Raw genomic sequence first — 21,491 nt, forward strand, 5'->3', positions numbered from 1 at the left:
CCATGACCCTCGTCACGGCACCGCCGGCCGAGCCGCGCCTGCGCCGCGCGCCCAAGCCGAAGCTGCCGTGGGGTTCGCCCGTCGTCTACTTCGTCGCCCTCGCGGTCATCGCGCTCATGCTCGGCCCGGTGATCTACATCATCATCGGCGGGTTCCGCTCGAACTCCGCGATCACGGTCGACCCGGCCGGGTTCCCCGACCCGTGGAACATCGACAACTACGTCGGCGTCATCACGAGCGGCCAGTTCTGGGGCCAGGTCGGCAACTCGACCTTCGTGGCCCTCGCCACCACGATCGGCGCGGTCGCCCTCGGCATCGCCGCCAGCTACGTGATCGCCCGGTACAGCTTCAAGGGACGCGGGTTCCTCTACGCCCTGTTCGCCTCGGGCCTCATGTTCCCCATCACCGTCGCGATCACGCCGCTGTACATCGTGATCCGCTCGCTCGGGCTCATGAACACCCTGCCGGGCATCATCCTCCCGCAGATCGCGTTCGCCCTGCCGACGACGATCATCATCCTCGTCCCGTTCCTGCGGGCGATCCCCGACGAGATCCAGGAAGCCGCGTCGATCGACGGCTGCAGCCGCCTCGGGTTCTTCTGGCGCATGGTGCTGCCGCTCGCCGTGCCGGGTGTGATCACCGTCGGCATCCTCGCCTTCATCGGCAGCTGGAACGCGTACCTCCTGCCCCTGTTCATCCTCAACAACGAGTCGCAGTTCACCCTCCCGCTGGGCGTGCAGGCGTTCTCGTCGCAGTACTCCGTCGACACGGCGCGCGTGCTCGCGTTCACCTCGCTGTCGATGCTCCCCGCACTGCTGTTCTTCAGCCTGTTCGAGCGGCGCATCGTCGGCGGTCTCACCGGAGCCGTGAAGGGCTGACATGACCGTTCCCCACCCGCAGGCCTCGGCCCGCGTGCACGATCTGCTCGCGCAGATGACCCTCGAAGAGAAGGCCGCGCAGCTCGTCGGCTACTGGGTCGACCAGGGCGGCGAGGTCGTCGCTCCCCTGGCCGACGAGATGGTGACGACGACGAAGTACGCGGATGCCACGGCTCATGGCCTCGGCCATCTCACCCGTGTCTACGGCACGCGTCCGGTCGACCCGGTCGAGCGGGCGGCCTGGCTCTGGGAGGAGCAGCGGCGTCTGCGCGCCGAGACCCGGCTCGGGATCCCCGCGATCGTCCACGAGGAGTGCCTGACCGGACTCGCCGCGTGGAAGGCGGCGACGTATCCGACGCCGCTCGCGTGGGGCGCGTCGTTCGATCCGGAACTGGTCGCCGAGATGGGCGCCGCGATCGGCGACTCGATGCGCGAACTGGGCATCCATCAGGGGCTCGCGCCCGTGCTCGACGTCATCCGCGACCCTCGCTGGGGACGCGTCGACGAGTGCATCGGCGAAGACCCGTACCTCGTCGGGACCGTGGGGACGGCCTATGTGCGAGGCGTCCAGTCGGCGGGGGTCGATGCGACCCTCAAGCACTTCGTCGGGTACTCCGCATCACAGGCGGCGCGCAACCACGCCCCCGTGCACGCCGGCCCCCGCGAGGTCGCCGACGTCCTGCTGCCGCCGTTCGAGATGGCGATCCGCGACGGCGGCGCGGCATCCGTCATGAACTCGTACGCCGAGATCGACGGCGAACCCGTCGCGGCGAGCGCGCACTACCTCGACGAGGTGCTGCGCGGCCGGCTCGGATTCTCGGGCCCGGTCGTGTCGGACTACTTCTCGGTCGCCTTCCTGCAGACCACCCACGGGGTCGCCGGCGACCTCGGCGAAGCGGCCGAGCTCGCCCTCCGCGCCGGCATCGACGTCGAACTGCCGACGGGTGACGCGTTCGCCGCGCCGATGCTCGAGCGCATCCGCTCGGGTGAGATGGATGCCGCACTGCTGGATGCCGCCGTGCTCCGCGTCCTCGCACAGAAGGAGCGCCTCGGCCTGCTCGACGAGACGTTCGAGACGCCGCCGGCCGCGGTCGACCTCGACGGCGCCCGCCACCGCGACCTGGCGCGCAGGCTCGCGGCCGAGTCGGTCGTGCTCGTGAGCAACGACGGGACGCTGCCCGCGGCATCCGCTCGTCGCATCGCCCTCATCGGACCGAACGCCGACTCGGCGGAGGCGCTCATGGGGTGCTACTCGTTCGTCAACCACGTGCTCGCGCACCACCCGGGGACGCCGCACGGTATCGACCTGCCGACCGTCCGCGACGCCTTCGTCGCCGAGTTCCCGGACGCCGAGATCGCCTACGCCCGCGGCTGCGGTGTAGAGGACGACGATGACTCGGCGATCGGCGATGCCGTGGACGCGGCGGCGGCGGCCGAGCTCGCCGTCGTGGTCGTCGGCGACCGCGCCGGTCTGTTCGGACGCGGCACCGTCGGCGAGGGCAACGACGTCGCCGACCTCGAACTGCCCGGCCTGCAGCGGCAGCTCGTCGAACGCGTCGTCGCGACGGGCACTCCCGTCGTCCTCGTGATCCTCTCGGGCCGTCCGTACGCGATCGGGTGGGCGCTCGACGGCGAACGCCGCGTCGCCGCCGCTTTGCAGTCGTTCTTCCCCGGCGAAGAGGGCGCGGACCCGATCGCCGGCATCGTCTCGGGACGACTCTCGCCCTCGGGCAGGCTCCCCGTGACCCTGCCGCGGTCGGCCGGCGCGCAGCCCTACAGCTACCTGCACCCGCGGCTCGGCGGACCGATCGACGTGACGAGCGCCGACCCGACCCCGGTGCGCCCGTTCGGGCACGGGCTGACCTACACGACGTTCGCCCACGAGCACCTGCAGGCGTCCGCGTCGGTCGCGGCGGGCGACACCCTCGAGGTCTCGGTCGTCGTCCGCAACACCGGCGAGCGCGCCGGTGCCGATGTCGTCCAGCTCTACGCGCACGACCCGGTCGCGAGCCTCACGCGCCCCGTCGCACAACTGATGGCCTACCACCGGGTCGACCTCGGCCCGGGTGAGAGCGCGCGCGTCGTGTTCTCGCTGCCGACGGCGCGCTTCGCGTTCACGGGGCGCGACGGCCGGCGTGTCGTCGAGCCGGGACGGATCGACCTCTGGGTCGGCTCGTCGTGCGAGGACCGTGAGAGCGTCACCGCCATCGAGGTGACCGGCGAGCACGTCGTCACGCACGACGACGCCCGGATCGTCCCGGTGCGCGTCGTGGCGGACGCCGAGCTCGTCAGTCCCGGACGGTGAGGGTCGTGCTCACGTCGAGGGCGTCGGCCGACGGTCCCGCCGCGAGGCGGTAGTCCCCCGATTGCACCCGCAGCGCCTCGCCGTCCCAGACGGCGAGGCGCTCGACCGTGAAGCGCACCTCCGCCGTCCGCGCCTCGCCCGGCTCGACCCGCACGCGGGTGTACCCGAGCAGCAACCGGCGCGGCGCCGCGATCGGCAGCTCCGGGGCGAGGGCGTAGAGCTGCACGAGCTCCTCCACCGCGCGCTCCGACCGGTTCGCGACCCGGACGCTCGCCGTGACGACCTGCTCGTCGTCGCGGGGATCGAGGGCGGGATGCCGCCGGGTGGGCGCGGGCGCCGTCACCGTTCCGGCATCCACCTCGACGGCCTCGTAGGCGACGACGCCATAGCCGAGCCCGTGTCCGAACGCGAAGGAGTACGGGTCGGGCTGGTGCCGGTAGGTCGCCTGCTGGCGTCGGGTGTCGTAGTCGAAGAGGTCGCCCGCCTGGTCCGGGTGTGCCGGCCACGACTGCGCGAGGCGCCCGGCGGGCTCGCGGTCGCCGCTCAGGACGTCGAGCAGACCGTGGCCGAGCTCCTGCCCCGCGTGGCTCGACCAGACGACGGTCGGCGCATCGGCGGCATCCGCGAGGACGTACGGGAAGCTCGAGACGATCGTCAGCACAGAGCGCGGGTTGGCGGAGCGCGCGGCCCGCCAGAGGTCCGTCGCCGCGGTCGGCAGCAGCAGGTGGAGACGGTCGGCGGTCTCGCGACCCGACAGGTGGGGGTCGTTGCCGACGGCGACGAGGACGACGTCGGCCGCCGCGGCCGCGCGCGCCACCTCGTCCAGACCGCGCGTCACCGTCTCGACCTCGAAGCGCGCGGCGTCGTCGAGGGTGACGCCCTCGGCCACGAGCAGACCCACGTCGCGGACGACGCGCACCCACCGGCCCGAGCCGAGGTGCAGCAGCGACCACGAGCCGTCCTCGTGCACGTGCCGGCGGAAGCTCTCCTGCACGACCCAGCCGCCGACGCGCTCGGCATCGGCCCGCATCGGCCAGACGCCGCCCGTCAGCAGGCGCCCGCTCGCGTGGGAACGGAGGGTCAGGATGCCGTCGCCCCAGTCCGTGACGTCGAACAGGCTCGCGTCGGTCCGAGCGTCGAGGATCGCGTCGACGGTACCGTCCGCCGCTGCGGCGACGTAACCGGACGGAGCACGGAGGACGACGGTGTCGGCGCCGGTCACGACCTCCACCGCCGCCGTCGAGTAGCGGTCGCGCACGCCCTGGGCGATGCCGACCGCGTAGGGCGGCGTGCCGGAGTACCAGTCGGTGAGGACGACATCCGCCATCGGTCCGGCGACGGCAACCGACGCGGGCTCGGCGAACGGCAGAACCCCGGCGTCGTTCCGCAGCAGCACGACCTGACGGGCGACCGCCTCGCGGGCGAGCTCGCGCGCGGCGGGCGTGTCGATCTCGTCCGGGCCGATCGCGGCGTACGGGTCGTCGTCGCCGTCGAATTCACCGGTGCGGATGCGCATCTCGAGCAGTCGCAGGACCGCGGCATCCACGTCGTCGTCCGTCAGCAGACCCTGCGCGAGCGCGCCGCGGACTGCCTCGAGGCTCGGCGTCGGGTCGGGACCGTCGTCGGTGAAGGAGTCCATGCCGCTGCGCACCAGCGCGGCCGCGCCGTGCACTTTGTCGGGCTGCGCGCGCTGGATCGAGACGAGGAAGCTCGGTGCCCCGGCATCCGACACGACGGCGATGGACTCGTCGCTCCAGCTGCGGGCCTCGGCCATCAGCTCGGGCTGCGTGTGCGCCGGCACGCCGTTCACGCGGTTGTAGGCGAGCATCACGCTGCCGGCGACTTTCTGCTCGATCGCCGGGCGGAAGGCCGGCAGCTCCTCTTCGTGGAGTGTGCGCGGCGACATCTCGGACGACGTCGCGGACCGGTCGGTCTCGTTGCTGTAAGCGAGGAAGTGCTTGAGCGAGGGCACCGTCTTCCAGACCCGCGGGTGGTCGCCGCGGAGCCCGCGGCTGTAGGCCGCACCGAGCTGGCCCGTGTAGTGCGGGTCCTCGGAGTACCCCTCCTCGTTGCGCCCCCAGGCCGGATGCCGGAGGGTGTTGACGACCGGCGCCCACACGTTGAGGTCGACGTCCGCCCCCGACGCGCGCTTGGCGCGGACCTCGGTCGCGACGAGGTCGCCCACGCGCCTCACCAGCTCGGGATCCCACGTCGCCGCGAGGCCGACGGGCTGCGGGAAGACCGTGGCCACACCCACCCACGCGAGCCCGTGAAGGGCCTCGCACCCGGTGTGGAACGGGCGGATGCCGAGGCGCTCCACCGCCGGCATGGCCTGGTGGAGCATCTCGACGCGCTCCTGCGGGGTCAGCCGCTCGAGCAGGTCGCGGGAGCGCTCGGCCAGCGGCACATCGATCCGGCGGAAGGCGTCGACCGTCATCCGGCGACCTCCAGCGAGACCGCCCCTGCACCGACGACCGACGCCGTCCGGTCGCCGACCTGCAGGCTCCACGGTGCACGCGCGTCCGACGACTCGGCGGTGATCCGCCCGCCCTCGCGACGCACCCGGAACACCGTCGCGGCAGCCCCGTCGTGCCCCGGGACGACCGTCTCGCCGTCGTACCCGTCGGGCAGCTCGAAGCAGCGCAGCGTCACGCCGTCGGCCCAGTCGTAGTCCGGCCGGTCCTCGCGCGCTCCCCACGGCAGCACCGTGCCCGGTCGCACCCGCAGCGGGACGGACTCGTAGCCGTGACGCTCGGTCTGCCACGTGCGGCCGTCCACCGCGTCACCGGTCAGGAGCGAGGTCCACCGTCCCTCGGGCAGGTAGTACTCGACGCTCCCGTCCTCGGTGAAGACGGGGGCGACCATGAGGGAGTCGCCCAGCATGTACTGGACGTCGGCGTCGTGCGTCGACCGGTCGCCCGGGAACTCGAGCACGAGCGGGCGCATCATCGGGATGCCGGCGGTGTGCGCCTCCTCCGCGATCCGGGCGAGGTACGGCATGAGGCGCAGCTTCAGCGTCGTGAACCGGCGCGTCACCTCGACCGCCTCGTCGTCGAACGCCCACGGCACCCGCACCGAGCCCGAACCGTGCAGGCGGGAGTGCGAGGAGAGCAGTCCGAACGCGAGCCAGCGCTTGAAGACACCGGCATCCGGTGTTCCCTCGAAGCCGCCGATGTCGTGACTCCAGTATCCGAACCCGCTCATCGCGAGCGACAGGCCGCCGCGCAGGGTCTCGGCCATCGACAGGAGCGTCGAGTCGTTGTCGCCACCCCAGTGCACGGGGAACTGCTGGCCGCCCGCCGTCGCCGAGCGGGCGTACAGGACCGCCTCGCCGACGCCGCGCTCCTCCTCGAGCACCCGGAAGACGATCTCGTTGTAGAGCTGCGGGTAGTAGTTGTGCATCCGCTGCGGGTCGGAGCCGTCGTGCCAGACGACGCCGTCGACCGGGATCCGCTCGCCGAAGTCGGTCTTGAAGCTGTCGGCGCCCTGCCGCACGAGACGGCGCAGGTGCTCGGCGTACCACTCGGCCGCCTCGGGGTTGGTGAAGTCCACGATCGCCATCCCGGCCTGCCACATGTCCCACTGCCAGACGTCGCCCTCCGTCGTCTTCAGCAGGAACCCGCGCTCCGCGGCCTCGGCGAAGATGGCGGAACGCTGCGCGATGTAGGGATTGATCCACAGCGAGACCCTGAGGCCGCGCTCGCGCAGCCTCGCGAGCTGGCCGTCGGGGTCGGGGAACATGCGCGGATCCCACGTGAAGTCGGTCCACTGGAACTCCCGCATCCAGAAGCAGTCGAAGTGGAACACCGACAGCGGCAGGTCGCGCGCGGCCATCCCGTCGACGAACTCGGTCACACTGGCCTCGTCGTACGCGGCGGTGAAGGACGTCGTCAGCCACAGCCCGAACGACCACGCCGGCACGCGGGCAGGACGCCCCGTGAGCGCCGTGTAGCGCCGCAGCACGTCCTTGGGCTCGGGCCCGGCGATCACGTAGTAGTCGAGCGTCTCGCCCGGCACCGAGAACTGCACGCGCGAATTGATCTCGGACCCGACCTCGAACGACACCGCGTCGGGGCTGTCGACGAAGACGCCGTACCCGCGACTCGTCAGGTAGAACGGCACCGACTTGTACGCCTGCTCGCTCGACGTGCCGCCGTCCGCATTCCACGTGTCGATCGACTGGCCGTTCTTCGTGAAGGCGCCGAAGCGTTCGCCGAACCCGTAGACGCGCTCGCCCGGCTCGATCGAGAGCTGCTGGTGCACCCACGTGCCATCCGGACCCGTCATGTGGCCGATCGAGCGCGGCAGCGCGGTCGTCAGCACGCGGTCACCCTGCTCGAACGCGACGCGCCACGCCCCCTCGCGCGACACACGGACGCGGAGGTCACCGGCATCCAGCACGCCCTCGGCGTCGTCGACCGTCACGGTCGGCGTGTAGCCCTCCTCCCCCGTCACGGCGAAGTCGGGACCGCGGTGACGCCCGCCGGCGTGCCGCTGCACCCGCACCTTGATGACCCCGGGGGCCGGCGCAGAGAACGTCGTCGTGATCATCGGCCGGTTGAGCGTGTCGCCCCGGTGGCGGATGGCGGCGGTCGGCGCGAAGACGGTGAGGCTGCCGGCCTCGGCGTCGGCACGCATGTCGTCCACGGCGCTCGCGTACAGTCCGGTCACTCCCGGCCTCATGAGCCAGTAGCCGTCGGTGAACTTCATGTCCTTCGCCTTTCTGTCACGACTCGCGCGTCCCCCCTCGGAACCGTCACGTGGTCGTCGATCTCGTCATTTGTCAGCAGGTCGGTCCAGGCTCCGGAGAGCGGGATCGTCACGTCGTCGTCGCCGCGGTTCAGCAGGAAGAGCGCGTCGCCGCGCCGCACGACCTCGACCTCCGCGGGCGGCACGCCGATGGCACCGGCGACGCCCGCGGCATCCAGCGCGTCACCGAGGACCGCGTCGAGCAGGTCGTCCGCGAGGACGGCGCCGACGTACCAGGCCGTCCCGTTCCGCGTCACGACCGGGCGCCCCGCGAGGTCGCCCGACGCGAACCTCGCCACGACCTCGGCGCCGTCGGTGCGGAGCTTCTCGCCGAGGGTGTGGGCGACGGATGCCGCCCACCGCCCGTCAGCCGACGCGACGGCGACGCCGTCGTCGGGGAGCCCGACCCACTCCTCGCCGCTGACCCCGAGGATGTCGCGGAGCAGCACGGGCGAGCGACCCGTGAGGATGTGCCCGCGCTCGTCGGCGACGCCGCTGAACGGCCCGACCACGACCTGCGCACCGCGCGAGGCGGCGTCGGTCAGGCGCGCGGCGTCGTCCGGTCGCAGGACGTACCCGTGCGGCAGGAGCACGACGTCGTAGGCGCTGAGGTCGGCGCCGAAGGGCACGACGTCGACGGGGATGCCGCGCCGCCACAGCGGGCGGTACCAGCGACGCATCTGCTCGAGACCGTCGAAGCGGGCCGTCGGGCGCGCGGGTTCGTCCGACGCCCACCACGACGGCCAGTCGAAGAGCACCGCGGTGCGCGCGGCGACGCGGCCGCCCACGACGGGCCGGAGTCTCTGCAGCTCGCGCCCCTGGCGGCAGACGCCCTCGAAGACCTCGGTGTCGGCACCGGCGTGGGGCAGCATCGCGGAGTGGAAGCGTTCGGCGCCGGCCGTGGACTGCCGCCATTGGAAGAAGCAGATTCCGTCGGCACCGCGCGCGACGGCCTGCAGCGTGTCGAGGCGCGCCCGCGCGGGCGTCTTCGGGAGGTTGTGCGGACGCCACTGGACGGCGCTGATCGCCTGCTCCATCAGCACCCACGGCCGGCCGTCGCCGAGTCCGCGCATGAGGTCCTGCACGAAGGCCATGTCGAGCGGGCTGTCGGGGTCGGCGGGGTCCGGGTACTGATCGTCGCTCACGACGTCGACGTCGTCCGCCCACGACCAGTAGTCCACGTGCGCGAAGGCGCCCATGAAATTCGTCGTGATGGGCTGGGTGGCGCCGGCGCCCCGGATGGTGTCGCGGAGCTCGCGGTAGCAGTCGCGCAGCTCGTCGGAGGTGAACCGGCGGAAGTCCAGCGACTGCGTCGGATTGATGAGGTACGGCGCGCGCCGGGGCGGCAGGATCTCGGCGACGTCCGAGTACCGCTGCGCCCAGAACGCGGTGCCCCACGCCCGGTTGATCTCGTCTATGGATCCGTACCGGCGCAGCAGCCAGTCCCGGAAGGCGCGCGCCGCCTCGTCGCCGTGATCGATCTGGCCGTACTCGTTGCCGACGTGCCACATCCGGACGGCGGGATGCCGCGCGTACCGCGCCGCGAGGTCCGCCGTGATCGCGCGCGCCGCCTCGCGGTAGACGCGCGAGGACGGTGAGAACTGGTTGCGCGATCCGGCGACGAGGCGCACGCCGTCGCGGTCGACCGGCAGGGTCTCGGGATGCCGGACCCCGAGCCACGGCGGCGGTGAGGCCACCGGGGTCGCGAGGTCGACGGCGATACCGCCGGCGTGGAGCAGGTTCAGGACCTCGTCGAGCCACGCGAACTCGCGCGCCCCGGGGGTCGGCTCGAGCTCCGCCCAGCTGAAGACGCCGACGGTGACGAGGTTCACCCCCGCGCGCTGCATGAGGGCGATGTCCTGGCGCCAGACCTCGGGCGACCACTGCTCGGGGTTGTAGTCCCCACCGAAGAGGATGCCGCGCTCGGCCGACAGCGTCGCGAAGGCCGAGGAGGAGGCAGAGGTCATGACCGGACGGGCCTTTCAGCGAATGTGGACGACAGTGTCGAAGCGCTTCAACGATCTCAACCTATACTAGCGATCACGACCGTGTCCATCGGTCGGCAGGGCAGCGTTCGAGGCGTCAGACGAGCCGATACGCTCGATCCATCCGCGCGTCGAAGCCGATGCCGTCGGAGAAGGAGGGTCCATGACCACGATCGCCGACGTGGCCCAGGCCGCGGGAGTCTCGATCTCGACGGTCTCATACGTGATGAGCGGCAAACGCACCATCTCGCAGGAGACGCGGGAACGCGTCGAGCAGGCGATGGCCGACCTCTCCTACAGCCCGCAGGCGAGCGCGCGCTCCCTCGCCTCGCGGTCGACGAGCATTCTGGGGTTGCAAGCCCCCATCCGCGCCGGCGTCGACGTCCACGTCGTCATGCAGATCGTCGCGGGAGCCCTCAAAGAGGCGCGCCTGCACCACCACGACATCCTGCTGCTCACGAGCGACGACGCTGCCGGTGTCGAACGCGCGGCGCGGGCGGGGATGGTCGACGGGGTGCTGATCCTCGACGTCGAGACGAGCGACCCCCGCGTGGGCTCGCTCGCCGACCTCAGCATCCCGAGCGTCCTCATCGGCCTCCCCGACACGGCCGACCAGCTGATCTGCGTCGACTTCGACTTCGAAGCCGCCGGACGCCTCGCCGCCGAGCGTCTCGCCGAGCGCGGCCACCGCACCGTCACCCTCCTCGGCGCCCCGCCTCAGGTGCAGGCACGACACACCTCGTACTCGGACCGCCTCACCCGCGGGTTCCTCTCCCGCAGCCGCGAGGTGGGACTCACCGCGACCGTGCTCCCCTGCCCCGCGGGTCCCGGCGCGACCGAGGTCGTCGATGCGCTGCTCGCCGGATCCCCCGAGACCACCGCGCTCTTCGTCCACAACGAGGCAGCCCTTCCCTTCATCGCCGCCCGCCTCTTGGCCTCGGCCTCCGCGGCGCCCATCGAGATCGTCGCCCTGAGCCCGGCCGAGCTCGCCCTCCATGTTCCGGGCGTGTCGGACGTCATCGACCTTCCCGCCGAAGAGCTCGGCGCGGCGGGTGCCCGCACGCTGCTCGCCGCGATCCGCGGTGAACGGTCGCCCGGGCCGGAACTCCTCGCCCCGCGCTTCGCCCACTCGCCGGCGGAACCCGCGACGGTCTGATCATGAAGATCGACCCCGAGAACCGCGCCGTCCAGGGCCTGTCGTCGTTCCTCGAGTTCGTCGCCCTCAACATCCTGTTCCTGCTCTGCTGCGCACCCCTCGTCACGATCGGCGCGGCCACGAGCGCCCTGCTGGAGGTGACCCGACGCTACGCCGACGAGGAGGGCGGCCGTCCGCTGCGCGACTTCCTGCCCGCGCTGGCGCGGAACTTCCTGCCCGCGACCGGGCTCAGCCTCATCCTGTTGACGGCGAGCGTCGCGCTCGCCTTCAGCGGCGTGTTCTGGCTGTCGGCACCCGAGCCGCTCCTCACGGGCCTCGCCGCCCTGGCGTTCGCCGGAGCGGCCTACGCCGTCGCCGCGTTCGTCCACGCGATGGGTCTCGTCGCCGCGTACCGCGCCCCCTTCCGCCAGACGCTCAAGAACGCCGTGCTCCTCCCGGCAGCGGAGCCGCTGCGGACCCTCGCGCTCCTCGTGATCCCCGTGACCGTCGTATGCCTCGTCATCGTCTTCCCTCCCACGATGTTCCTCGTGGCCACGATCGGATTCTCCGTCGGCGCCTACGGCTGCGCGTTCCTCTTCCGGAGCATCTACCGCCGCCGCTCCGGAACCGCCGCCTGAGTCGCAAGGGAAAGGCCCCGCCGGATCACCGACGGGGCCTTTCCTGCGTGCGGGGCGGTCAGCCGCCGAACTCCGCCGAGACCGCCTTGCGGGCGGCATCCTGCGATTCGGCGTTGGCCATGTCGACCTCGAGGACCTTGTCGTAGCCGAGGCCCTTCGCGGTCTCCTGCATCGAGGACAGCAGCGAGTCGAACTGCGCATCGCTCTCGGCGAAGACCATCTGCCACGAGGTCTGGACGATCGTCGCCTTGACCTGGTTGCGGAGCGTCTCGATCTCGGAGGAGTCGGTCGGCGCGGTGAAGCTGGCGCCGGCGCCGACCATGAGCTGGTCGTTGTCCCGCAGGTAGTCCATCGTCGTCGGAGCGCCCATCTTGGCCGTCCAGTCGTCGGTGAGCGAATTGCTCGTCTCGGCCTGGTAGCTCGGCCACATCTTGTAGCTGTACGGGAAGCCGGTGTTCGGGTCGGTGTCGATCGGCAGCACGGCGCTGATGTTCAGCTGCGATGCGCCGTCGATGTAGCTGCCGCCACCCCACTCGGCCGGGACCTCGGCGTCACCCTCGAAGAAGATCTTGTGACCGAGCTCGGTGAGCGCGGGCTCCTTGTCGGCGTTCAGCTCCCAGGTCAGCCCCTCGGGACCGGCAGCCCCCTGGGTCTGGCTGTTGTTGGCCAGGGCGCCTTCGGGCGAGAAGAGCCAGTCGACGAATGCCGCGATGCGCTCGGGGTCCTCGGCCTTCGAGCCGATCGCGAACACCTGCTTGCCGCCGTACGCCTCGGCGCCGTACGAGAAGATGTCCATGTCGTCCATCGGCGCCATCATGAAGCCGCGGCCCGCATCGACGTTCTTGTCGGTGTTGTAGGCGGCCTGTCCGAGCCACGGCCAGAACGAGAAGAGCACCTGGCCGTTCTGGTACTTGTTCCAGAGGGTGTCGTAGTTCTGCGTGGTCGAGTCGGGGTCGAGGATGCCGAGCTCGTTCGCCTCGTGGAAGAAGCGCAGCGCGCGCACGTACTGCCCGTCCTCGTCGAGGATGCCCTGGAACTCGGACCCGTCGCCCTTGGCGAGGGCGAAGCCGACCTCGTCGAAGCCGTAGTAGGTGGTCGGCTGCTTGGCGTTGTTCAGCATGTTGCCGTCCCAGTCCTTGAACAGCGAGACCGCGTAGGTCTTCTGCCCGTTGGGAGCGGTGGGCTCGGCATCCTGCATCTTCTTCAGCACCGGGAGGAGGTCTTCGAGCGTGCTGATCTCGGGGTAGCCGGCCTGCTTGTAGAGGTCCCAGCGCAGGTAGGGACCGAACGTCGGGTCGAGGCCCTCGGAGGGCTCGGTGGGCTTCAGCGAGGAGACCTGCGACGGGAAGGCGTACGTGCCGTCGGCGCCCTCGTTGATCTTGTCGACGGCGGCGTCGAACCGACCGACGTTCTTCATGGCCGGGTAGAAGCTCGCCGAGTCGAGGAGCAGACCGCCCTCGCGGAGCTCCTCGAGCCGCTGGCCCTTGTCGGTGATGATGAGGTCGCCGAGGTCTCCCGCCGTGACGCGGGTGTTGAAGAGGGTGTCGCCGCCGCCCGCGACGTTGGGGGCGATGATGTTCAGCTTCATGTTGAACTTCTTCTCGACGAGGTCGCCGAACCACCCCTCCTGCATCCCCATGTAGTTGGCGAGGCCGTCGAAGACGTCGATCGTGATGGGCTCGTCCCACGAGGTCGGGAACGCGGTGATCTCCTCGCGTTTCTCGGTGGGCGCGGGGCCGGTGCAGGCGCTCAGCAGCCCGACCGTCGCCAGAGCGGCGACGGCGCCGATGGCCTTGCGTGATAGCTTCATTGCTTTCCTCTCGGTGGTGTGACCGTGATGGTCGGGTTCAGCCCTTGACCGCGCCGAGCATGATGCCCTTGACGAAGAAGCGCTGGAACAGCGGGTAGACGAAGATGATGGGCAGGATGACGATGACCGAGATCGTCATCCGGATCGAGGTCGGCGTCTGACTCGTGGCCGCGTCGACGATCGAGCTGATGTTGCCGCCGTTCTGCATGGCCTGAGCCAGGCTGTTGGCCTGGTTGATGAACATGTAGAGCAGGTACTGCAGCGTGTAGAGGCTCTGGTCGGTGATGTAGATCAAGGTGTCCTGGAAGCTGTTCCACTGCGCCACGGCCGAGAAGATGGCCACGGTCGCGAGGATCGGCGTCATGTTCGGCAGGTACACCCGGAAGAAGACCTGCAAGATGTTCGCGCCGTCCATCTCGGCGGCTTCCTGCAGTTCGGTGGGCATCGCCTCGACGTAGGTCTTCACGAGGATGATGAAGAACGGCTGCACGACGAACGGCAGCACGTAGACCCAGAAGTTGTTGGTCAGCCCGAGGTTCCGGATGACGATGAACACCGGGATGAGGCCCGCGCTGAAGTACATCGTGATGATGACGAAGCGGTACCAGAACCGGCGTCCCCACATGCGACTCTGCGTGAACATGAAGCCGAGGAAGGCCGAGGCGAGCACCGCGGCGACCGTACCGAGGACGGTGCGGCCGACGGAGACGATCGCGGCCTGCGTGAGTCCGCCGAGCTGGAAGACCTGCTCGTAGTTGGAGAGGTGGATGCCGGTGGGCAGCCACCGGACCTGGCCGAGTGCGGCGAGGTCGTTCGAGCTGACCGAGTTGATGATCAGGTAGTAGAACGGGTAGGCGCAGACGAACGCGAGCGCCAGGAACACCGAGTAGTTGACGATCGCGAAGACGACGCGGCCGGAGAGATCGGCGTCGCGCCGGACGACGCGGCGGCGGGTGGGAGTCGTGGTGACCATGATCGGGGGCTCCTGACTCAGACGATGGATTCGCCGCGCACGCGCTTGGCGATGCCGTTGACGGTGAACAGGAGGATCACGGAGATGAGGCTCTTCAACATGCCGATCGCCGTCGCCATCGACAGGTTGTTGCCCGTCATTCCGATGTTGTAGACGTACAGGTCGAGGACCTGGATGTACTCCTTGTTGAAGGCGTTCTGGAAGACGAAGTACTGCTCCATGCCGTTGTTGAGCAGGTTCGCGATCGACAGCAGCAGCAGGACGAGGTAGGTCGGCATGAGCTGCGGCACCGTGATGTACCACATCTTCTGGAATCGCCCTGCGCCGTCGATCTCCGCCGACTCGTACAGCGACTGATCGATTCCGGCGATCGCGGCGAGGTAGATGATCGCTCCCCAGCCGAGGCCCTTCCAGACCGACCAGAGGGTCATCGTCAGCCAGACGTTCTGGTCGGTGTCGAGGAACTTCACCGGCGTGGTGATCAATCCGGCATCCGACAGGACGCCGTTGACGAGTCCCGAGCTCGAGAAGAGCGAGAAGGCGATCATGTAGACGAGAACCCACGAGATGAAGTTGGGGAGGGTCGTCAGCGTCTGGACGGCGTTGCGGAACCAGGGGGCGCGGATCTCGTTGAGGAAGATCGCGAACGCGAGCGGCAGAACCGAGGTCGCGATGCCGAGGAAGCTGATCGCGAGCGTGTTGGCGAGCACCTGGCCGACCTGCGCGACCTGGGTCGGCGAGCTCACGAGCAGCTGGAACCACTGCAGCCCGACGAAGTCGCTGCCGGCGAGGCCGAGGGCGGGACGGTAGTCGAAGAGCGCGTAGATCCAGCCGTAGAGCGGGAAGTACGAGAAGAGGAAGACCAGCACCAGGAACGGGACGATGCACAGGAACATCCGGAAGGAGCGACCGTTCTTCGACACCCGCCGCGCGGGGCGGGACGGCGTCTTCTCTTCGATCGTCGTGGCAGCGACCTCGGTGACGATCGCCTGCTGCGTCATCGGTCGCGCCGCTCTGGGCGCTCGGACATGTGCCGGGTCATCTCACTCCTTCGTGATCGAAGCGCTTCCGCGAATGGCCGTCGAACCGCTTCGATATGAAGATAACGCTCGACGGCGGACCCGTCAAACATCACGTTCCGGTCACGCGACGACGCCGCCCCGGCCGGAAGGCGGGGCGGCGTCGTCAGGGCGCAGCGCGGTGATCAGCCGGCGATGCGCGTCCAGTCCGCGGCAGCGGTGAGCGGGACGAGGGTCGGCCGCTCCACCGTCGTGCCGACCTCGAGCCGTCGCCCCTCTGCGGAGGAGCGGAGGAGACTCTCCATGACGTCGAGCACGTGCAGCGCGAGCGCTCCGCCGGCTCGACCCGCCCCGCCGGAGGCGACGGCGTCGATCAACCCGATGCCCCGACCGGAGCCCTCGTAGCCGGCCGACGCCGGGACCGACCGCCAGCCGTCCTCACCGAGCGCCGCGAGGCGGACCTCGCCGTCGAACATGTTCGGATCGGGCACCGACAGCGACCCCCGCTCACCGTGCACCTCGATCGGCGGGGCGGCCGTCCGGACGGCGTCGAAGCTCGTGACGACGGTCGACACCGCCCCGCCCGCGTGCTCGAGCAGCCCGCTCAGGTGCGTGTCGACCTCGACCTCGATCCGCTCGCCGGCGTGCGGGCCCGTGGCGATCGTGCGCTCCGCACGAGCCCGGCGAGCGGCCCCGGTGACGGCGACGACCGGCCCCAGCAGGTGGACGAGGCTCGTCAGGTAGTACGGCCCCATGTCGAACAGCGGTCCCCCGCCGGGTGCGTAGTAGAACCCGGGAGCGGGATGCCACAGCTCGTGACCCGGCGATACCCACGTCGCGCTCGCCGCGACCGGCCGCCCGATCGCCCCGTCGTCGACGAGGCGGCGCGCGGTCTGGATGCCGGTGCCGAGCACCGTGTCGGGCGCAGCCGAGACGTGCACGCCGGCCGCGGCGGCGGCATCCATCACCGCACGTCCCTCGGCGACCGTCAGCGCCAGCGGCTTCTCGCCGTGGACCGACTTGCCGGCGGCGATCGCGGCGTGCGCGACCTCCGCGTGCGCGGCGGGGACGGTGAGGTTGAGGACCGTCTGCACCTCGGGGTCGACCATCATCTCGTCGACCGTCAGCGCCCGCGCGCCCGGGATGCCCGCGGCGACCTCCGCCGTACGGTCCGGCCGCAGGTCGGCCACCGCGGCGATCCGGATCGAGGGACTCTGTGCGAAAAGGTCCAGGTACTGAGTCGAAATGACGCCGAGACCGACGATCCCTACGGCGTGCGGGCTGCCCACAGCAGTCCCCTTTTGACGATGGTGCGGACGTTCGGATCGGCGAGGATCTTGGGCGTGTGGCCCGGCGTCGCGACGAAGACGCGACCCCTGCCCCACAGTCGGGTCCAGACGGCGGGACTCACGATCGGCCGGTGCCAGGGGTGGTACTCCTGCGTCGGATGCGTCGTCGTCGCGAGGACGTCGATCAGGTCGTCGTGGAGCACCCAGTACTGCTCGGTGTGCAGCGTGAAGTCGTCGATGCCGGCCGTGATCTCGTGGCCGCGACCCAGCTCGGTGATCCCTACCGTGTAATCGAGGTAGTTGTCGCGCTCGTCGCCCGGGCGGTCGTCGGGGTGACGCCCCGGATGGGTCGCGAACTGGCCTCCGACGAGCTGCAGGTAGTCGGAGCTGTTGCGATACGAATCCGCGATGCCGCCGTGCCAGCCGGCCAACCCCGTCCCCGCCTCGACGGCCGACCGCAGCCCCCGGAGCGCGTCGTCCGAGATGGACGACATCGTCACCGCCTGCACGACGAGGTCGACCCCCGCCATCCGTTCGGCGTCGGCGTAGACCTCGTTCGTCTCCTCGATCGCGACCTCGAAGCCGTTCTGCTCGAGGAACGGGACGAACATGTCCGTCGCGGCGATCGGGTGGTGCCCGTCCCACCCGCCACGGACGATGAGCGCGCGACGGGTCACCGGGCCTCCTCCGCCCGCCGTGCGGCCACGGTGTCGTAGCGCTCGCGGACCTCCGGACGGGGGTCGGATGCCGCCTCCCGGTCCATCTCGACGGCCCACTCCGGCCAGGCACCGGTCAGCACCGCCGCCGCCTGCCGCGCGGCGCCCTGCGCCACGTACTCACCCGGCGCGGGGACCGCCACCGGGACGTCGAACACCTGCGCGGCGACCGCGGCGACCGCCGCGTTCCGCGCCGCGCCGCCGACGAGCAGCACGCGCTCGGCGGTGACTCCCAGACCCCGGATCGCATCGAGACCTGTCGCGAGACCCGCGAGCATGCCCTCGATCGCGGCGCGGGCGAGGTTCTCCCGCGTCGTGTTGACCAGCGAGAGCCCGTCGATCGACGCGCGCGCGGTCGGCAGGTTGGGCGTGCGCTCCCCCTCGAACCACGGCACGAGCACGACGCCGCCGGCGCCGGGTTCGGCCGCCGCGGCGAGCTCGGTGAGACCCTCGTGGTCCACCCCCAGCAGACGCGCGGTCGCATCGAGCACCCGCGCGGCGTTGAGGGTCGCAACGAGCGGCAGGAATCGTCCCGTGGCGTCCGCGAAGCCCGCGGCCGTGCCGGTCGGATCGATCGTCCTCGTGTCGCTGACGGCGAAGACCGTGCCCGACGTGCCGATCGACACGACGACGTCGCCCGCCGTCGCGCCGACCCCGAGGGCGGCCCCCGCATTGTCGCCCGCACCGGGACCGACGCGGCGACCGCCGGCATCCGTCACCCACTCGAGAGGACCGAGCACACGCGGCAGGATCGCGTCGTGGCCGAGCGCCGCGGCCAGCAGCTCGCGATCGTACCCACCCGACGCGGGGTCCCAGTAGCCGGTACCGGACGCGTCGGAGCGGTCGGTGACGAGCTCGTCGAGCGCCGGGTTCCCCGGGCCGTAGCCGCGCAGGCGCCACGTCAGCCAGTCGTGCGGCAGCGCGACCGCGGCCACCCGGGCGGCGTTGTCGGGCTCCGCGTCGCGCAGCCATCGCAGCTTGGTGATCGTGAAGGACGCGACCGGCACGAGCCCCGTGCGCTGGGCGAGCTCGTCGGCGCCGAACTCGATCGTAAGATCGGATGCCGCCGGCCCCGAGCGCGTGTCGTTCCACAGCAGCGCGTCGCGCACCACCGCGCCCGATGCGTCGAGCGCGACCATGCCGTGCTGCTGGCCCCCGATCGACCATGCCGCGATGTCGTCGAGGCCCCCGGCATCCGCGATCGCGCTCTGCAGCGCCGACCACCACGCCTCGGGATCGACGGAAGTGCCGTCGGGGTGCGACGCACGACCGGAGCGGACGATCGCTCCGGTCGTGACGTCGACGATGACGACCTTGCAGGATTGCGTCGACGAGTCGACGCCCATCACGAGGGTCACGTCAGCGCGCGCCCAGCAGGTGCTCGGTCGCCAGCTGCTGCAGGCGGACGAAGCCGGCGCCCTTGCCGCCGAGGTAGACGCTCGGGTCGAAGTCCTCGTAGGCCGAGCGGTCGGCGAGGAAGTCGTCGTAGCTCTCGCCCGGGTTCAGCGTCGGGGTCGACAGGTCGTCGACCTTCGCGGCGGCGAGCGCCTCCTGAACCTCGGGGTCGGCGCGGAACGCCTGCGCGCGCTCCTTGAGGAGCAGGTAAGTGCGCATGTTGGCGGCGGCCGACTCCCAGACGCCGGTCTCGTCCTCGGTGCGGCTCGGCTTGTAGTCGAAGTGACGTGGGCCGTCGTAGGCCGGGATGCCGCCGGGGCCGCCGTTCTCGAGCAGGTCGACGAGCGAGAACGCGTTGTGCAGGTCGCCGTGGCCGAACACGAGGTCCTGGTCGTACTTGATGCCGCGCTGGCCGTTGAGGTCGATGTGGAAGAGCTTGCCGTGGTACAGCGCCTGGGCGATGCCGGCGGTGAAGTTGAGCCCCGCCATCTGCTCGTGGCCGACCTCGGGGTTCACGCCGAACAGCTCGGAACGCTCGAGCGAGTCGATGAACGCGATCGCGTGACCGAGCGTGGGCAGCAGGATGTCGCCGCGCGGCTCGTTCGGCTTCGGCTCGATCGCGAAGCGGATGTCGTAGCCCTTGTCGGTGACGTAGTCGCCGAGGAGGTTGACGGCCTCGCGGTAGCGCTCGAGCGCCTGACGGACGTCCTTGGCGGAGTCGTACTCCGCGCCCTCGCGGCCGCCCCACATGACGAACGTCTTGGCGCCGAGCTCGGCACCGAGGTCGAGCTGCCGGAAGACCTTGCGCAGCGCGAACCGGCGCACGTCACGGTCGTTCGCGGTGAAGCCGCCGTCTTTGAAGACCGGGGCGCTGAAGAGGTTGGTCGTAACCATCGGGACGATCATGCCGGTCGAGTCGAGGGCGCCCTTGAGGCGGTCGATCTCACGCTGGCGCTCGGCGTCGCTCGATCCGAAGGCGAACAGGTCGTCGTCGTGGAAGGTGAGACCGTACGCGCCGAGCTCGGCGAGCTTCTCGACCGCGTGGACGACGTCGAGCGGGTGACGGGTCGGGCCGCCGAACGGGTCGGTGCCGTTGTAGCCGACGGTCCACAGGCCGAAGCTGAACTTGTCTGCGGGGGTGGGGGTGACCATGACGCTCCTTCGCGAGCCGGACAAAATGTTGTTGTCAGCAACGTATACCAGGCGCGCCGCCGCGACAAACCCCTTCCGGTGGCTATCGTGGGGTCCGTGACCGATCAGGGGCGAACCGTCGAATCCGTGCGGCGCGCGAACCTGGGCAGCATCCTCCGCATCGTGCACCGCGAGGGCCCGCAGTCGCGCGCCGCCCTCACCGAGTCGACCGGGCTCAACCGGTCGACCGTCGCCGATCTCGTCGGCTCGCTCGTGTCCTTCGGCCTCGTCGCCGAGCGCGCTCCCGACCCGTCGCGCCGGGTCGGCCGACCCTCCCCCGTCGTCGCGGTGGACCCCGCCGTCGTCGCGATCGCCGTCAACCCCGAGGTCGATGCGCTCGAGATCGCCGCCGTCGGCCTCGACCGCGACATCCGCGCCGTCGTCGTCCTGCCGCAGGACCACCTCCTCACCCCGCAGGCGACCGCCGACCTCGTCGCGGAGCAGGTCGCGACCTGGCGCCGCGGCGAGCTCGCGGGCTCCCGCATCCTGGGCGTCGGCCTCGCCGTCCCGGGGCTCGTCCGCATCGAGGACGGGCTCGTCCGCGACGCGCCCCACCTGGGCTGGGTCGACGTGCCGCTCCGGGACCTCGTCGCGGCGGCCACCGGGATCCCGGTCGTCGTCGGCAACGATGCGACCCTCGGCACCATCGCCGAGCATCTGTTCGGCGCCGCGCGCGGCATCGACCACGCGTTCTACCTCAACGGCGGTGCGAGCGGCATCGGCGGCGGGATCATCGTGAACGGGATGCCGGTGGTCGGCGCCGGCGGCTACGCCGGCGAGATCGGACAGAACCGCCCCGGCATCGCGACCCTCGCCGACCGCCGCGCCCGCGACGGGGTGCTCGAGGACGAGGTCAGCCGCGCACGCCTCCTGTCGGTCGTGGGCCTCGGCCGCGGCGACGACCGCGACCTCGGCGAGGCCCTCGCGGCGCGGATCGACACCCCGTCGGTCGCGGGAGAGGTCGATCGGCAGCGCCGCATCCTCGCCACCGCGCTGGCGAACGCGGTCAACGTCCTGAACCCCTCGGCGATCGTGCTGGGCGGGTTCCTCGCGGTGCTCGCGGACCTCGACGTCGATGCGCTCCTGCACGCCGTCCGCGCTCAGGCGATGCCGGCCTGCGGCGAGGATCTGCAGATCCTGCCGGCCGCCCTGGCCGAGCACCGCCTGCTCATCGGCGCCGCCGAGGCCGTCTTCGAAGGCGTGCTGGCGAACCCGCAGCCGGTCTCCTGACCCGCCGGTTCTCGCCGCGCGTGACGAGCACAGGACGAGAGGCCGCGGAGGCGTCACCGCCCCACCCGGATCGGGCACTCGACCTGCACTCGGCACATCACCGGCCTGCCGGGCGGAGCCCGTTCGATACTCAGTCCCGAGTGGTGCTGCGGGCTCCGGACTCCCGGAACGACGGCGC

Annotated in this window: 15 protein-coding genes; 5 read left to right on the forward strand and 10 right to left on the reverse strand. The window is 70.8% G+C overall.

Going from position 1 to position 21,491, the window contains the following annotated elements; genetic code table 11:
- Window positions 1-2 precede the first annotated feature (2 nt).
- Both AC4NN1_RS09795 and AC4NN1_RS09800 read left to right on the forward strand, forming a co-directional pair.
- Entirely contained in the window at window positions 3-878 is an 876-nt protein-coding gene (locus AC4NN1_RS09795; RefSeq protein ID WP_020097872.1) for a carbohydrate ABC transporter permease, read from the forward strand.
- 1 nt (window position 879) lies between these two features.
- The gene (locus AC4NN1_RS09800) at window positions 880-3,183 is read left to right on the forward strand and encodes a beta-xylosidase/alpha-l-arabinosidase (RefSeq protein WP_491955150.1); all 2,304 of its coding nucleotides are present in this window, start codon (window positions 880-882) and stop codon (window positions 3,181-3,183) included.
- On the opposite strand, the gene AC4NN1_RS09805 is transcribed toward AC4NN1_RS09800, so the two are convergent.
- The 3 genes from AC4NN1_RS09805 to AC4NN1_RS09815 are packed head-to-tail and all read right to left on the reverse strand — an operon-like array spanning window position 3,167 to window position 9,899.
- The gene (locus AC4NN1_RS09805; protein WP_491955151.1) at window positions 3,167-5,620 is read right to left on the reverse strand and encodes a glycoside hydrolase family 3 C-terminal domain-containing protein; all 2,454 of its coding nucleotides are present in this window, start codon (window positions 5,618-5,620) and stop codon (window positions 3,167-3,169) included. The two genes, AC4NN1_RS09800 and AC4NN1_RS09805, sit on opposite strands and share 17 nt — an antisense overlap.
- Window positions 5,617-7,893 (reverse strand): alpha-xylosidase, encoded by a 2,277-nt coding sequence (gene yicI, locus AC4NN1_RS09810; RefSeq protein WP_491955152.1) that lies wholly within the window; start codon window positions 7,891-7,893, stop codon window positions 5,617-5,619. The genes AC4NN1_RS09805 and yicI overlap by 4 nt, the downstream gene beginning before the upstream one ends.
- Window positions 7,890-9,899 (reverse strand): beta-galactosidase, encoded by a 2,010-nt coding sequence (locus AC4NN1_RS09815; protein ID WP_491955153.1) that lies wholly within the window; start codon window positions 9,897-9,899, stop codon window positions 7,890-7,892. The genes yicI and AC4NN1_RS09815 overlap by 4 nt, the downstream gene beginning before the upstream one ends.
- A gap of 181 nt (window positions 9,900-10,080) precedes the next feature.
- Here AC4NN1_RS09815 and AC4NN1_RS09820 point away from each other — a divergent pair, with 181 nt between their 5' ends.
- The gene (locus AC4NN1_RS09820) at window positions 10,081-11,073 is read left to right on the forward strand and encodes a LacI family DNA-binding transcriptional regulator (RefSeq protein ID WP_018185649.1); all 993 of its coding nucleotides are present in this window, start codon (window positions 10,081-10,083) and stop codon (window positions 11,071-11,073) included.
- Between the two features lie 2 nt (window positions 11,074-11,075).
- Complete coding sequence (locus tag AC4NN1_RS09825; RefSeq protein ID WP_018185650.1) at window positions 11,076-11,690, forward strand: YesL family protein; 615 nt, start codon at window positions 11,076-11,078, stop codon at window positions 11,688-11,690.
- 58 nt (window positions 11,691-11,748) lie between these two features.
- Here AC4NN1_RS09825 and AC4NN1_RS09830 read toward each other — a convergent pair whose 3' ends face one another.
- From AC4NN1_RS09830 to xylA, 7 genes are all read right to left on the reverse strand, one after another.
- A complete protein-coding gene (locus AC4NN1_RS09830; RefSeq protein WP_491955154.1) occupies window positions 11,749-13,500 on the reverse strand; it encodes a type 2 periplasmic-binding domain-containing protein in 1,752 nt (583 codons plus the stop codon).
- A 37-nt stretch (window positions 13,501-13,537) separates the two neighbouring features.
- Entirely contained in the window at window positions 13,538-14,473 is a 936-nt protein-coding gene (locus AC4NN1_RS09835) for a carbohydrate ABC transporter permease (RefSeq protein WP_020097866.1), read from the reverse strand.
- Window positions 14,474-14,490: 17 nt separating this feature from the next.
- The gene (locus tag AC4NN1_RS09840) at window positions 14,491-15,474 is read right to left on the reverse strand and encodes an ABC transporter permease (RefSeq protein ID WP_491955155.1); all 984 of its coding nucleotides are present in this window, start codon (window positions 15,472-15,474) and stop codon (window positions 14,491-14,493) included.
- 203 nt (window positions 15,475-15,677) lie between these two features.
- On the reverse strand, window positions 15,678-16,781 hold the full coding sequence (locus AC4NN1_RS09845) for a Gfo/Idh/MocA family protein (protein ID WP_491955156.1): 1,104 nt from the start codon (window positions 16,779-16,781) through the stop codon (window positions 15,678-15,680).
- Window positions 16,760-17,458 (reverse strand): ThuA domain-containing protein, encoded by a 699-nt coding sequence (locus AC4NN1_RS09850; RefSeq protein WP_491955157.1) that lies wholly within the window; start codon window positions 17,456-17,458, stop codon window positions 16,760-16,762. The genes AC4NN1_RS09845 and AC4NN1_RS09850 overlap by 22 nt, the downstream gene beginning before the upstream one ends.
- Entirely contained in the window at window positions 17,455-18,855 is a 1,401-nt protein-coding gene (locus AC4NN1_RS09855) for a xylulokinase (RefSeq protein ID WP_491955158.1), read from the reverse strand. Before AC4NN1_RS09855 ends, AC4NN1_RS09850 begins: the two co-directional genes overlap by 4 nt.
- 1 nt (window position 18,856) lies before the next feature.
- Window positions 18,857-20,044, reverse strand: a complete 1,188-nt coding sequence (gene xylA, locus AC4NN1_RS09860; RefSeq protein WP_020097861.1) for a xylose isomerase — start codon at window positions 20,042-20,044, stop codon at window positions 18,857-18,859.
- Window positions 20,045-20,131: 87 nt separating this feature from the next.
- Between xylA and AC4NN1_RS09865 the strand changes: the two genes are divergently transcribed.
- Window positions 20,132-21,313, forward strand: a complete 1,182-nt coding sequence (locus AC4NN1_RS09865; protein WP_336125814.1) for an ROK family protein — start codon at window positions 20,132-20,134, stop codon at window positions 21,311-21,313.
- The last annotated feature ends 178 nt before the right edge of the window (window positions 21,314-21,491 follow it).

The sequence above is a fragment of the Microbacterium sp. MDV22-iso44 genome (assembly GCF_058629135.1).